Annotated in this window: 12 protein-coding genes; 6 read left to right on the top strand and 6 right to left on the bottom strand. The window is 68.6% G+C overall.

All coding sequences use genetic code 11. The annotated features are described in order from the left end of the window. Positions 1–11: 11 nt before the first annotated feature. Both QK287_RS03020 and QK287_RS03015 read right to left on the bottom strand, forming a co-directional pair. Positions 12–275: a Trm112 family protein gene (locus QK287_RS03020; RefSeq protein ID WP_282359168.1), complete on the bottom strand. Its 264-nt coding sequence runs from the start codon at positions 273–275 to the stop codon at positions 12–14. A gap of 82 nt (positions 276–357) precedes the next feature. Continuing rightward, entirely contained in the window at positions 358–747 is a 390-nt protein-coding gene (locus QK287_RS03015; protein ID WP_226773602.1) for a DUF3499 domain-containing protein, read from the bottom strand. Positions 748–852: 105 nt separating this feature from the next. On the opposite strand from QK287_RS03015, the gene QK287_RS03010 reads away from it, so the two are divergent. Then, a complete protein-coding gene (locus QK287_RS03010; RefSeq protein WP_282359167.1) occupies positions 853–1,389 on the top strand; it encodes a metallopeptidase family protein in 537 nt (178 codons plus the stop codon). 45 nt (positions 1,390–1,434) lie between these two features. Here QK287_RS03010 and QK287_RS03005 read toward each other — a convergent pair whose 3' ends face one another. Genes QK287_RS03005 through QK287_RS02995 form a run of 3 tightly spaced genes read right to left on the bottom strand, consistent with a single transcriptional unit; the run spans position 1,435 to position 7,116 of the window. After that, a complete protein-coding gene (locus QK287_RS03005; protein ID WP_282359165.1) occupies positions 1,435–3,195 on the bottom strand; it encodes a DUF5719 family protein in 1,761 nt (586 codons plus the stop codon). Continuing rightward, entirely contained in the window at positions 3,185–6,574 is a 3,390-nt protein-coding gene (locus QK287_RS03000) for a glycosyltransferase family 2 protein (protein WP_348774694.1), read from the bottom strand. Before QK287_RS03000 ends, QK287_RS03005 begins: the two co-directional genes overlap by 11 nt. Then, entirely contained in the window at positions 6,574–7,116 is a 543-nt protein-coding gene (locus QK287_RS02995) for a WhiB family transcriptional regulator (protein WP_256446544.1), read from the bottom strand. Before QK287_RS02995 ends, QK287_RS03000 begins: the two co-directional genes overlap by 1 nt. 350 nt (positions 7,117–7,466) lie before the next feature. On the opposite strand from QK287_RS02995, the gene QK287_RS02990 reads away from it, so the two are divergent. Next, the gene (locus QK287_RS02990; protein WP_253033376.1) at positions 7,467–8,171 is read left to right on the top strand and encodes a TIGR03089 family protein; all 705 of its coding nucleotides are present in this window, start codon (positions 7,467–7,469) and stop codon (positions 8,169–8,171) included. Between the two features lie 8 nt (positions 8,172–8,179). Here the strand turns inward: QK287_RS02990 and QK287_RS02985 are convergent, their stop codons facing one another. Further along, entirely contained in the window at positions 8,180–8,758 is a 579-nt protein-coding gene (locus QK287_RS02985) for a GtrA family protein (protein WP_226773607.1), read from the bottom strand. Positions 8,759–9,059: 301 nt separating this feature from the next. Between QK287_RS02985 and QK287_RS02980 the strand changes: the two genes are divergently transcribed. From QK287_RS02980 to manA, 4 genes are all read left to right on the top strand, one after another. Continuing rightward, positions 9,060–10,208, top strand: a complete 1,149-nt coding sequence (locus tag QK287_RS02980) for a 5-(carboxyamino)imidazole ribonucleotide synthase (RefSeq protein WP_282359415.1) — start codon at positions 9,060–9,062, stop codon at positions 10,206–10,208. An 83-nt stretch (positions 10,209–10,291) separates the two neighbouring features. Continuing rightward, entirely contained in the window at positions 10,292–10,816 is a 525-nt protein-coding gene (gene purE, locus QK287_RS02975) for a 5-(carboxyamino)imidazole ribonucleotide mutase (RefSeq protein ID WP_226773622.1), read from the top strand. Between the two features lie 10 nt (positions 10,817–10,826). Continuing rightward, entirely contained in the window at positions 10,827–12,464 is a 1,638-nt protein-coding gene (locus QK287_RS02970; protein ID WP_282359159.1) for an LCP family protein, read from the top strand. A 71-nt stretch (positions 12,465–12,535) separates the two neighbouring features. Continuing rightward, positions 12,536–13,828 carry a mannose-6-phosphate isomerase, class I gene (manA, locus tag QK287_RS02965; RefSeq protein WP_282359157.1) on the top strand — a complete coding sequence of 431 codons (1,293 nt, stop codon included), beginning with the start codon at positions 12,536–12,538 and terminating at the stop codon, positions 13,826–13,828. Position 13,829 lies beyond the last annotated feature (1 nt).

Genomic DNA, 13,829 nt, shown 5'->3' with positions numbered 1-13,829 from the left:
GGGGCTGGAGGCTAAGTGTCCGCGTGCCCGGAAGCGGCGGTGGAAAGGCCTGCGGCCGGCTGGCCGCCGTCGTGCTGGGAAGCCGGGGCAGCAGCGGCGGCCGGCAGCAATTCCGGCGGCAGCAACAGGGGGATGCCATCCTCGATCGCGTAGCGCAGTTTTTCGCCGTCGGCTCCGGCCGCGGCGGTGACGAGTTCCTCGCCGTCCTGTACCAGCGGGGAACCTGTTACGGGGCATCTCAGGACAGACAACAGTTCGGGACTGATCTTCGGCATGGTGAACGCTCCCTGGTGGGCGCCGCAGCAGACGCGGCTAGCTTACGGATTTTGCAGTTCCCAGCCTACCGCCAGTTGCGGTCTAGGAAGGTTCCCGCAGCACACGCAGATGCCCCCGGCGGGTGCCCTCGGAGCCGGCCGGAGCTTCCAGTGCCGGATGGACGCCGCGCCGGCTTTGCCCCGGTTCCGGTGCGGCCGGCCGGGAGGCCGCCTCCCGGACGGCGTTGGCAAGGGCGAGGAGGTCATCTGGACCGGGACCTGCCGGGGTAGCCGGCATGGCCAGCCGCAGCACTTCCCAGCCGCGCGGGACGGTCAGGGACCCGGCATGCTGTTCACACAAGTCGTAACAGTGCGGCTCGGCATAGGTTGCCAGTGGTCCCAGGACGGCCGTGGAGTCGGCGTACACGTACGTCAAAGTGGCCACCGCTGAATTGCGGCAGGCTGACCTTGAACAAAGACGAATGGCACCCACGACATCACAGACTACTCCCCCGGACCGGGAGGGGGCGCCCGGCACGCTGACGGCGGGTCGGGCGCCCGTGTCGCGGAAACCTTTCGCCGGGTTTAGAGTCGAGATATGCAGTCATCGCACCACGATCCGGGTTTTACGGTCCGCTTGGCTGAAAGCGACGCCGGACGTCCCGACGCCGGGTCCACAGCAGGCGCTTCCGGGCGCGCCGCGCCGGCGCGGGGCTTCCGCCAGCGGCGGAGGAACCGGCACGGCCGGGGGCTCCGCGGGGAGCTTATGCTGCCAACACTGCCCGGCTACCGGACCCGTTCCGATCGCTTCGACGACTTCGTCCTCGACTCGGCGGAGCGGCTCCATGACATTTGGGGCAAACCGCTGGACGGTGTCCGTTTCGCCGTCGACGAGATTCCGCCGGGCTTGGAACAAATCGTGGCGGAGCGCACTCCCGCACCCATGGGGTCCTGCTCCCCCGCTACGGCGGAGGAGGGGCCGGTCATCACCCTGTACCGGCGGGTAGTCGAACATGCCTGCGCGAGCCGCGAGGAACTTCAGGACCTGGTCCATGACGTTGTGGTGGAGTACACGGCTGAGATGCTCGGCGTTCCGCCCGAGTCACTGGACCCGGTCTACCGACGCCGATACTAGTTAGCCGCCGCGGTTCGCTGCGGCGGTCTCTTGGCCAGGGTGTGGTCAGTACCCGAGGGTGACAGGCACCTGCTCTTGGCCCGCAGCCCCCGGGGCAATGGTAATCGTTGAGACATCCTGCCTGCCGTCCTGCTGCAGCAGCACCGCGCCGTAGGCGGGATCGCCAGCGGCGGACACGAGGTAGCCAACAACCTTTGCGCCGTCGGCCTCGTCCGGGACCCTGATGGAGGCCGTGGTGCCGCCGGCGATGTCAGCGGAACCGGCCGTACGGATCTTCCCGTCCGCAGTAATCGGGGAGTAGGAAATGGTGGCCCGCCCCTCGGGAGCCCCGAAAATGAGGAAGCGGTCGCCTGCGCCGGGGACCGGAACAACGTGTTGGCTTCCCAGCCGCGCCGAGGCCGCCGACCAGGCGAAGTCGGCGGCGTCTTCGGCCTTGAGGCCCCGCGTGACGCGGGCTGCCGCGGTGAACGATACGTCCGAAGCGACCGCCACAGTGTAGGGACCGGCCGGCACGCCGGCGAGCGGGACCTGGGTGACTGATCCGGCCTTCGCAGTGACCACCCCGCCGCCGGGAAGGGCCTTCTGGCCGTCCCGGCCGTACAGCTTAATGGCGACGACGGCGTCGGCGGACCCCGGCACCGTGATTTGCAGTGCCGGACCGGCGTCTGCGAAACCGGGCTTGGCAGTCAGGGCTGCCACAGCTGCGCGATCCTGGATGTCGACGCCGGAGATCACCTGGCGCTGGGCCGGGGCCGCAGCGGGGACAATGAATTCCACACCGCCTGGGGTCAGCCCGCGCAGAACGCTCTGCTGGATGACAGCAGCCACGGGTCCGCCGGCGCTGCGCACCCGGACGCTGAGCTGTTCCTGTCCCGGCGCGAGTCCTGCCAGGATGACGGAGCGTGTAGTTCCCGGCGCGACCAGGAGCCCGCGGCTGCCCGGGGCCTGGAGGGGGCCCTTGGCTCCGAAGAGGTCGAGGCTGACAGTGGCCGGGCTGCTCGAAGCGTTGCTCAGTTTCAGGACCGCCGTGCGGCCCAGTGCGGTGTTCGCCCCGACGAGCCAGAGGTCGTTGGCGGGCTGCTGGCACCCTGCGGCTGCCGCCCCGCGGAGGTCGCCGTCCCCTGCCGTGTAGCTCATCACAGCTCCCGCGGAGGGCTGCAGGCCGCCTTCGGCGTCAGCGCTGAGGACGCTGACGTCATCGACTCCGCGCTGGGACACCACCCCGGCCACGGGCGCGGCATTGGCCGGCCTGGTCGGTGCGGGTGCAGGGCTTTGGGCCGCAGTCGTGGTCTTGGCAAGCTCCACCAGCGTGCTCCCGGTGAGCGCGGCGAGCCTGCTGCCGGGCAGGGCACCAGTGCCGGATGCCAGCACAATGGCGCTGACGTCGGTCTTGGCGGTCGCAGAGACAGGACTGAATTGCGGGTCAGTACCGATGGGCGCGCCGTCAAGCAGCCTGGCCGGGCCCGGGCAGACACCGACGCTGTTGCCTGCCGGGACGGCGGCCAGGGGGGCCGCGATGGGGCGGCTGCCGGCCGGCCCCTGCGGGGCAAGCGCCGTGGCGGCCACAAGTCCGCCGCCGGCAGCGACGAGCGCTACGGCGGCGAGCACGCCGCCCAGCCGCCGGACGCGTACAGCGGCAGCAGCACGCTCCCCGCGCGACCCGCGTGTCCTTCGCTTGGCGCGGGGGGCCAGATTGGCGGGTGTGCCCGCCGTCCCAGCAGGATCGCCTGCAGGGACCGCGGGCTTCCCCTCGGTGTGCAGGGCGTCCGGGGCTTTGTTCACCGGGTGGTCGTCATTAGGGATCAAGACGTTCCTTACGCAGGGAGCCTTCGTCCCGGGAGAGGCCGGTGTTTGGCCGGCGGGCAGGCATGGGGATGGCAAGAAGGACTGTCAGTCCAATGATGACGGTCTGGGCAACCCCGGCCCAGAGCGCCCAGGGTGCTTCGTAGCGGACACTTAGCTGCCCGCCCTGGGCCGGCAAGGTGAAGGCCTGCGCCCAGTCCGAAGTGGTGGCGGTGAGGCGGCGGCCGTCGAGCCAGGCACTCCAGCCCGGATCGGCGCGTTCGGCCAGCACCACCAGCCGGCCTTCCGGACCGGCGGCGACCGCAGCGTCGGCGGACACGGCGCGGGACGGGACCAGCGCGACTGTCGCGCCTGCGCCATCAACGATCCGCACCCGGTGGGCTACGTCGGCGGCCTGGATTACCGGCTGGTTCAGCGGGCTAATACGCCACAGCCAGCCGACGTCGGTTTTGCCGACGGAGACGAGTCCGGGGACGGCATCCATCCGGCTGGCTGTCAGTTGCGCCGCGGTATCGTCTGCCCTAAGGACCACGAAGCCAACGCCGAGCCGTTCAAGGTCGCCGCGGGGGTCCACGCCCTGGGCTGCGACGATGGTGGCTACAACCTTGCGGACGGACGCCACAACGGCGTCGTCGTCACGGGCGGTCTCCTGACCCGGCGCACCCATGATCGGGCGCGCCGCGGCGATGGTGGACAGGGCATCGAGGGTGGTGCCGGCACCACGCATCAGTGCGGCGTCGAAAGTGCCGTTATCGCCGGTGGAAATGACCAGGCTTCGAGTCTGTTCCGGCCCCTCGCCGCGGTCGATTGCCGTGGCCGGCAGGATCCGGGACGCTGCGGGCTGCACCAGCCGGCGGACGCCCAGTGAAGCCGTGGCCGGCGAATCAGCCGGTCCGGCGCCGGGACCAGCGGCAGCCAGGGTGGATTGTGAGAGGACGTTTTGCGTGGCCCACACGGTGAGGCCGGCCGCGGGTCCGGCCAGCAGGAAGACCGTTGCTACGGCCGCGGTCACCCGGGTCGCGACCTTGCGGCCCACCGTTGCGGCGGCCGCGCGGTCGGCGGAGTCCAGCAGGCCCGCCGCGCCGATCAGCGCCGACGCCAGCAGGGCGAAGCCTGCCGCCGACACGGCGGGGCCCGTAAAGGGGGTGACCAGGACGCCGGCGCCGGCGCCGGTGGCGAGCTGGCTGCTGAGCCAGCCACCGGCCAGCAAAAGCAGCGCCGCGGCCCAAAGGGCCCGCGCGATCCGCGGCGGACGGCCGGGGAGGAACAGCGCAGCAACGGCCAAGGCCAGCACCGGCAGCCCCACCAGCAGGGCGAGCAGGAGCGCCCACGGCACAGCAAACCCTGCGCCGAAGAGCGGCAGGCCGGTGAGCCCACCGTCGGCTGCGAAGCGCAGCGGCTGGCCGAGGAACTGCTGCCACAGGGGTGCGGCGTCAAAGGCCAGCGGCACGCCGGGGTCGGCGAGCAGTGCACGGGGCCGGTCGAGGGTGGAGACCAGGAACGGTATGTATAGGGCGAGGCTTGGCAACAGCGCCCACCAGACGGTCCGACCGCGACGGCCCGGGAGAGCCCCGCACAGCGCCACGAGGGCGATGCCGGGCAGCAGCAGCGAAGGGGCTGCCGCTGTGCAGACCGCCAAGGCCAGTCCGGCAGCAGCGGCGGCGGTCCAGGACGGGGTGCCGTTGATGCCCGGCTTGGCTGGCGGCAGCTCGGTGAAGCGCCGCTCGCCTGGGGCCGGAACGGCGTAGCGCCCGCGTCCCGCGGCGGTTCCGGTGGCCCGCAGCAGGGCCAGCACCAGCACCGGCATCAGGACATGGACCACCAGGGCCCCAACACGGCCCTGGTTGAGCGCCACCTGCAGGGCGGGTGCGCCGGCCCACACGAGGGCTGCCGCGAGCCGGAGGCGCCGGCGCTGCGTCAGGGCACCGGCAGCAAACCAGGCTCCGAGGGCGGAAAGGGGCATGGCCAGGATCAGCAGCGAGCCCAGCGCGGTGTTGGCGTTGCCGGCGCCGAGCACGCCGAGGACCCAGAGGAGGTACCCGAAGGGATCGCCATGGCCGGGAAGCCCCGGGCCGAGGCTCACCCACCAGCCGGCGGCGTGGTCCCAGATCTCACCGAGCCGCTGCGAGACGGGGATCATCGCGCCGCCGGAGACGGCTTCGGCCCGGAAGAGGCTGAGCAGCCCGGTCAGGGAGGCTGCGGTGGCAATCAGGATGGCGAGAAGCGCGCCGTTGCCCACCCAGCCGCGCTCGGAGGTAGTGAGCGCGGCGAAGTCGTCGTCCGAGTCGCCGGTGGGCTGTTCGGCCAGCGGATCATTCGCCGCCAGGGCGTCCGCTGAATCGTCCGCGCCGAGGGCTTCCATCAGTGAGCGGCGGTGCGCCCACACTTCGCGGCGCGGTGTCTGCAGACCCTTAATCACAGAACGCCGGATGCGGCGGGACCGGCCAGCACTGCGCCGCCCGCGGACCACGGCAGCGGGCCGGCCAAGCGCAGCAAACGTTGCCAGGAGTTGGGAAAAACCGTGGCCCGGATCCTTGACCGCAATACTCAGGACTACTTTGAAAATGCTCCCCAGCAGGGCACCGGCTGCATGCAGCGGCACCTTCCACACCGGGGCGTGCTTGAGCCGCAGATACACCTGCGCCTTGCGCGCCGCCTTCGCATTGCCCAGGGCATGCGGGCGGTGCGAGACGTGGAACATTTTGGCACCCGGAACAACGACTACCCGGTGCCCGGCGAGCCGGTTTCGCCAGCAGAAGTCAACGTCGTCGCCGCTGCCGGGCAGGGCCGGATCGAAGCCGCCGAGGTCCTCCCAGACGTCGCGGCGGACCAGCATCCCGGCGGAATTGACGGCAAACGTGTCGCTGCGGCCATCATATTGGCCTTGGTCGAGCTCGTCGGCGTCGATCAGGGTCAGCCGTTCGGCCCAGCGGCTGGTGGAGAGCCCAACGTCGATCAGCCGCCGCTCGGAGTGCCAGTCCAGCTGCTTGCAGCCGGCGACGGTGACGGACGGTGCACGTTCCACGGCCTGAAGCAGCTCGGCCAGGGCTTCCGGAGCCGGGGCAGCGTCGTCATGCAGCAGCCAGATCCACTCGGCCGGCGCTTCCTTGGACGTGCCGCGGCCGTCCCAGGGGTCGAGCGCGGCGAGGCCAGCCTGCACGGCCGCGCCCATGCCGCTGCGGGCCTGCTGATAGACGGTGACGTTGGCGGTGCCGAGAGCCTGTTGGAGGAGGGTCGCGGATTGGTCGCGGGAGCCGGTGTCGACACCGATACAGGCGTCTGCGGGCCGGGTCTGGGCTGCCAGTGCCGCGAGGGTCCTGGGGAGAAAGTCACCGCCGTCGTGGGAAACCACAACGGCGGTGACTCGTACTTCCTGAAGAATTAGATCGCTCGCTTCCTAAGCCGGCGCCGCTCGCGCTCGGAGAGGCCACCCCAGATTCCGAAACGCTCGTCGTTCGACAGAGCGTATTCGAGGCACTGCGAGCGGACGTTGCACGCCCCGCAGACCTTCTTGGCGTCGCGTGTGGAGCCGCCCTTCTCGGGGAAGAATGCCTCCGGGTCCGTCTGGGCGCAGAGCGCGTCCGTCTGCCAGCCCAGCTCGCCTTCATCGTCGAAGTCCTGCTGGGAGGGCAGTCCGATCCACACCGGCTGCGTGGTGGTGCCGGCATGGAGGGTCTGAAGTTCCATCGGGGGATCGTGAAGATCGTTTTCCTGGTCCGGTCCGGACAGGAGTTCATCGTGCGCCGCAAGGAAGGCAGTCGCCTGGTCCTGCAGCGGGTCTTTGGCCCGTTCGTTGTAACGGTCCGCAGCGTCCGGATCGGCCGGATCGACGTACCAGTCGCTCGGTACACCTCGTGAACGGTACGTGGCCGTGGCCTGCCCAGCAACGACGGCCTGTTCATGGATACGCTCTGCTAGCCCCATTGGCGTTTCCTTTCTGGTTTTGCGGCCCTTGCCTGTCCCGTTGACACTCGGCTTGAGTACGGGATTCAGCGCTTTGGCCTTCGATACCTAATTACACGTGTGTAAGTATCCGGTAGTCAAGCCACGCCGGGGATAATAATCACTTTCCTACCTGAACGCCGGGCACGCCACGCGAGTAATTTTTTGGCATCAGCCCGCTGATTACGCGGATTAATCAGCGTACTGAGCACTTCCGGGGACATTTAGCTGAATTTTAGGCAAACTTCCCCGTGCACCGTGGCGCCGCAGAGCTAAACCCCCGCGACACAGGTGATGGAGATCACGCGGTTCGGCCGTGGCAAGATGAACCCATGAGCATCCCGGCAATCGAACTGATGACAGCCCTGCGTTCCGGCCAGTCGACCTCTCCTCGGCTGACTTGGTACGGGCCCGACTCCGAGCGGGTAGAGCTTTCCGGCCGGGTTTTGGACAACTGGGTCGCAAAGACAGGCAACCTGTTGCAGGACGAGCTCGACGCCGAGCCCGGGACGCGGTTGCGGCTGGACCTGCCGGCGCACTGGAAGTCCGCCATCCTCGCCCTCGCGGCCTGGCAGCTCGGCATGGAGGTTGTGTTCGGCGACGCCGAGGCCGAACTGCTGGCCACCGCCGATCCCGGCCCCGGCGCAGCGCTCGGCGCCTTCGACGCCGTCCTGGCTGTGGCGCTGCCGGCGTTGGCCATGCGCTGGCCGGGTGAGCTGCCCAGCAGTGTGCTGGACTATGCCGCCGAGGTGCGCTCCCACGGCGACGTCTTGATGCCGCATGTGGCTCCGGAGGCCTCACGGCGGGCCGTGCGGTCAGCAACCGGGGCAGAGCATAGCCACGGCGGATTGCTGGACGGCTTTGCGGCGGCCCCGGCGGACGGCGTGCGGTTGCTGGTGCCGGCCGGCAACGGCTTGGAAGCAGCGTTGGCCCAGGCCTTGGGCGCCTGGCACCATAACGGTTCGGTGGTGCTGGTGCACCCCGAGGTCACGGTAACGGAAAAGCTGCTCGCGGACGAGCGCGTCAACGGCGGCTAAGGGCTGCCTTAGGCCGGCGGGCCGGGGACTTCCCGGTCCTTGGCGGTGCTGCCCTGGACCAGGTGGCTCTCGAGGGCGGGGCCGGACTGGGTGTGCGGGTGCCGCTCGATGATCTCGTGGTCGTGGGAGAATTCCGGTTCTTCGTCGAGTTCCTTATTAAAGACCAGGAAACGGTAGGCGAAAAAGCGCACCACTGTGGCAACCAGGATGCCAACAATGCCGGCGGCGAACAGCATGTTTTTGTCCGTCACGTTGAAGCTGTACTTGGCGAGGGCCGTGAACCCGGTGGAGATACCGATGCCAATGCCGTTGATCAGGATGAACATCGCGAGCTCACGGAGGACGTTGTCCTGGCGGCGGTGGCGGAAAGTCCAGAAACGGTTCGCAATCCAGGAGAAGATCGTGGCGAGGGTGGCGCCGACAAAGCGGGCTTTGGCTTCGCTGTCGGTCATCGGCCCGTGCATCAGGTAGTAAGTCAGGCCGTTGTCAATAATGAACGCCACCCCGCCGACGGCACCGAACTTGGCGACTTCGCGCCAGAACAGCGAGGCAAGTCCGCGCAAGCGCTCGGTAAGTGTAGTAATCATGACCCTCCGTGGCCGTCGTAAACTCGTAGGCCATTGGGCCAACGGCCCATTTTAGCGCCGATTCCCGGCAGCTCACCGCCTCCAGCGGTCCGGACGCCGCAACCGGCCAGCGTGGAATCATGCCGGCGGCCGGTTGCCGTGCCGGGCGCGTCCCCCGCCGAAGCTTACTTAAATCCGGCCGATGACAGTCCGGAACCCGCTCCGGGACTACCAAAAGCCGGGTTATTGCGAGCTTTTCGGTAGGCTGGGGCTTGTGACTTTTCCTGTGATCGGTGTAGTTGGCGGCGGCCAGCTCGCCCGTATGATGGCCCCCGCGGCCACCGCCCTGGGCTTCGAGCTCCGCGTCCTGGCCGAAGCTGAGGACGTTTCGGCAGTTTCGGCCGTGGCCCATGCCCCGGTCGGTGACTACACCGACTTGGACCATCTCCTTGAGTTCTCCCGCGGCCTTGACGTCCTGACCTTCGACCATGAGCACGTTCCCACCGAGCACCTGCGGGCCCTGCAGCGGGCCGGTGTCAACGTCCACCCCGGACCGGATGCGCTGGTCAATGCCCAGGACAAGCTTGTGATGCGGGCCGCCGTCGACCGCCTGGAGCTGCCCAATCCGCGCTGGGCCGCCGTCGACGGCGTCGCCGCCCTGATCGCGTTCGGTGCGGACAGCGGCTGGCCCGTTGTCCTGAAGACCCCGCGCGGCGGATACGACGGCAAGGGCGTGCGGATCGTGGACTCCGCGGCCGACGCCGAGGAAACCGCGGACTGGTTCGAGGCAATGTCGCCGCTGCTCGCCGAGGCCAAAGTGGAATTCAGCCGGGAACTCTCGGCCCTTGTAGCCAGGACACCCGACGGCGAGTCGCGGGCCTGGCCCGTGGTGCATACCGTCCAGGTCGACGGTGTCTGCGACGAAGTCATCGCCCCGGCGCTGGAGATCCCGCTGGACGTCGCTGCCGCGGCGGAGAGTGCCGCCTTGCGGATCGCCAATGAGCTCGGCGTCACGGGGGTGATGGCGGTGGAACTGTTCGAAACCCCCGGCGTGGGTGCCGGCTTTCTGATCAACGAACTGGCGATGCGTCCGCACAACACCGGTCACTGGACACAGGACGGCTCGGTGACAAGCCAGTTCGAACAGCATCTGCGGGCAATCCTCAATCTGCCGCTGGGCGCCACGGACCTGCTGGGTCCAGTTGTGGTGATGAAGAACTTCCTGGGCGGCGCGAACGAGGATCTGTTCTCCGCCTACCCGGCAGCCCTGGCCAGCGAACCGGCAGCAAAGGTCCACTGCTACGGCAAGTCCGTGCGGCCGGGGCGCAAGATCGGCCACGTTAACCTCGTCGGCGGTTCCGTGGCCGAGGTCGACTCGGTGCGCGACCGCGCCGCCACGGTCGCAAACATCATCCGCAACGGCGGGCCCCAGTCCCGCACCGCCGCCGGTGCCCACGAGGAGAACGCATGAGCGTCAGCAACACCGTCCCGTCCACGGACCGGTCCCCCGCAGCCGCGGACACCGAGCCCGAGGCCCCGATCGTTGGGCTCGTGATGGGTTCGGACTCCGACTGGCCCGTGATGGAGGCAGCTGCCGAGGCCCTCGCCGAGTTCGGGATCCCTTTTGAAGCCGACGTCGTCTCCGCGCACCGGATGCCGCTGGAGATGATCCGTTACGGCCAGACGGCCCATGAGCGCGGCCTGCGTGTGATCATCGCCGGCGCCGGCGGCGCGGCCCACCTGCCCGGCATGCTCGCCGCCGTCACTCCCCTGCCGGTCATCGGCGTCCCGGTCCCGCTCAAAACCCTCGACGGGATGGACTCCCTGCTCTCCATCGTCCAGATGCCCGCCGGGGTACCGGTCGCGACAGTATCCATCGGCGGGGCCCGCAACGCCGGGCTCCTGGCCGTGCGCATCCTGGCCTCGGGCGCGGACCCGCTGGCCGTAAGACTCCGGGCGGAACTGCTCGACTTCGCCCGGGAGCTCAACGACGTCGCCACCCGGAAGGGCGCGAACCTGCGGCACAAGGTGGGCGACGTGTTCGCAGCCGCAAACGTTGTCACCCGGGGCAGCCGTTAAGGATCACCAGATGACCAACAGTTACGCCCCTTCCCGTCAGCCGGCGCCACGGAACCCGAGAGCTTCCGGGTCCCTCACGGATCCCGTTCGCTACCCCTCGGGAGCGGCTGCCCCGGTCCGGATCAAACGTGCTTTTTTGCTGGTCCTGATGACGCTGCTGGTGCCCGGCAGCGCCCAGACGGTCGCCGGCGACCGTCGGCTGGGACGGATCGCCCTCCGTGTCACCCTGACCGTCTGGGCGCTGGCGGTCGTTGCCGCGGTGCTCCTCGCGGTGTCCCGGTCCACGCTTATCAATCTGCTCACCAACCGCTTTACCTCGCTGCTGCTGATCATCGGGCTCGTGGCGCTGGCCCTCGGCTGGGCAGCCCTGTTTATCAACACCCTGCGACTGATCCGCCTCGTGCTGCTGCCGCCGGGAGTTCGTCCCGCCGTAGTTATTTCCCTGGTGGTCGCGATGGTCCTCAGCAGTGGCTCGCTGGGCTACGCCGCCTACCTGCTCAACGTCAGCCGCGACGCAATCGGCAACATTTTCTCCGCCGGGCCGACAATTGAGCCCTCAGAGGGCCGCTATAACTTCCTGATGATGGGCGGCGACGCCGGTGCGGACCGAACCGGCCGCCGGCCGGACAGCCTCTCCGTCATCAGCGTTGACGCCAAAACCGGCCAGACCGCCATCATCTCGGTGCCGCGCAACCTGCAGAACGCACAGTTCAGCAAGGATTCCCCGATGCGCGCAATTTACCCTGACGGCTACAACTGCGGCGATGAGTGCCTCATCAACGCCATCAATACCGAAGTCACCAACGAGCACAAGGACCTTTACCCCGGTGTGCAAGACCCCGGCGCGCAAGCCACGCTGGAGGCCGTCTCCGGGACCCTTGGCATAAAGGTCCAGGCCTACGTCCTGGTCGACATGGACGGCTTCGCCAAACTTGTGGATGCCATGGGCGGCATCCGGATCAAGGCCGGGGGCTGGGTCCCGATCAGCGGCGAGACCATTGATGAAGCCAACGGTATCCACGGTATGCCGCTGGGCTGGATCCCCGCCGGCGACAATACGCTCGACGGGTACCATGCCCTCTGGTACGGCCGCTCGCGCGAATTCGTGGACGACTACGCCCGGATCGCCCGCCAGCAATGCGTCCAGCAGGCCATGCTCAAGCAAATGGACCCCGCAACCCTGCTCACGAAGTTCGAAGACATCGCCAAGGCCGGGACCAAGGTGGTCGAATCCAACGTCTCGGCCAGCCAGCTTGGAAGTTTCGTTGACCTGGCCATCAAGGCGAAGGGCCAGGAAACGAAGCGGCTGACCATTGGACCGCCCGACTTCGACGCCTCGTTCTCGACGGTCCCGGACTTCGACCAGATCCACCAGAAGGTCGATGCCCTCCTTGGGCCCGCCCCCGCGGCCGCCGGTGACAGCCTCCGCCCGCAGGACGCCGTCCCCGGGCCGCTGTCCGCCGCGGGCGGATTGCCGCGCACACAGCCCGGCACCGAGCCCGGGCCGTCGTCGGACTTCACCCCGGTGACAACCACCCCGGACGGCGAGCCGATCACCGAAGACATGCTGAACCAGTTCAAGCTCGACGGTGATGAGCAGTCCATCCGCAACCTGGTGGCCACCAACGGCCAGTGCGCTCCGCTCTAGCGCCGTCGATCAGTCTTATTCCGTAACAGGCTTCCACAACAGACTTCCACAACAGACAGGGACACCCGGCAGTGTACGAACTCGAAAATGTCCTCCGCCCCTATGCCTGGGGCTCCACCACGGCTATTTCCGGGCTCCTGGGCAGGCCGGCTTCAGGCGGTCCCGAAGCGGAGCTGTGGATCGGCGCGCACCCGGATTCGCCCTCAGTTGCGCTCAGTCCCGCCGGTGCGGGATCAACCGGCGCCCACGCCGCAGTGGCGGAGGACGGCGGCCGCCTGGGCTTGGATTCGCTGATCGCGTTGGACCCCGAGCACCATCTGGGCAGCGACAGTGTTGCCGAATTTGGCCCCCGGCTGCCGTTTCTGCTCAAGGTCCTGGCCGCCGACAGTCCGCTGTCCCTTCAGGTGCACCCGACCCTGGAGCAGGCGCGCGCAGGGTTCGCCCGCGAGGAGGCCGCCGGCGTCGGCCACAAGGCCACGGAACGCAACTACAAGGATGACAACCACAAGCCGGAGATGATCTTCGCGCTGACACCGTTCGAGGCGCTGTGCGGTTTCAAACCGGCCTCGGAAGCCCGCGCCGTCTTCGATCTGCTGGTGGCGGACTTTGAGCTGGCCGGCCTCGATCTTCCGGAGCTTGTGCCGCTGCTGCTGCAGGATCTGGCGCAGCCGGACGAGCACACAGCCCTGCAGTCGGCCTTCGAGCGGCTGATCGCCGGCGGCGAGGCCGTAGCCGAGGCGACGGCCGTGATTGCGGCCGCCCTTATCTCCGGCGCCCCGACGGCGCCCTACCAGGCCGAGCTTTCCACAGTCGTGACCCTCAACGCCCGGTATCCGGGCGATCCCGGCGTACTGATTTCGCTGCTGCTCAACCGGATCTCACTGGCACCGGGCGAGGCTGTCTACCTCCCGGCCGGCAACGTCCACGCCTATCTGCACGGGCTGGGCATCGAGGTCATGGCCGCCTCGGACAACGTGCTGCGTGGCGGGCTGACGCCGAAGTTCGTGGACGTCCCAGAACTGCTCCGGACCGTTTCCTTCGCGGCCGCCGGTGTGCCGAAGCTCAGCCCCGAGACCACCATGTTGGGCCAGGAGCTCTTCCGGCCGCCGTTTCGCGAATTCCAGCTGCAGCGCATTGTGCTGGAGTCCGGCGCTGGACCTGTTCCGGTGGCGCAGTCGGGCGCCGCAGTGATCATCGTGGTGGCCGGATCCGTGCTCCTGGACTCTCCCAAGGGCGAGTTGCGGCTGGAGCGCGGTGCCAGTGCTTTCCTGCCCGCGGCCGAGGCACCGGTCAACGCCCACGCAGTGTCCGGCGCCGCCGGGACCGCCATCGCATTCGCCGTCACTACCGCCCTGAGAGCCTGAA

Origin of the sequence: Arthrobacter sp. AL05, from assembly GCF_029960715.1 — a bacterium.
In the GTDB taxonomy this organism is placed as follows: domain Bacteria; phylum Actinomycetota; class Actinomycetes; order Actinomycetales; family Micrococcaceae; genus Arthrobacter.
Note: the sequence above shows the minus strand (reverse complement) of the source record. Positions and strands in the feature narration are given on the sequence as shown.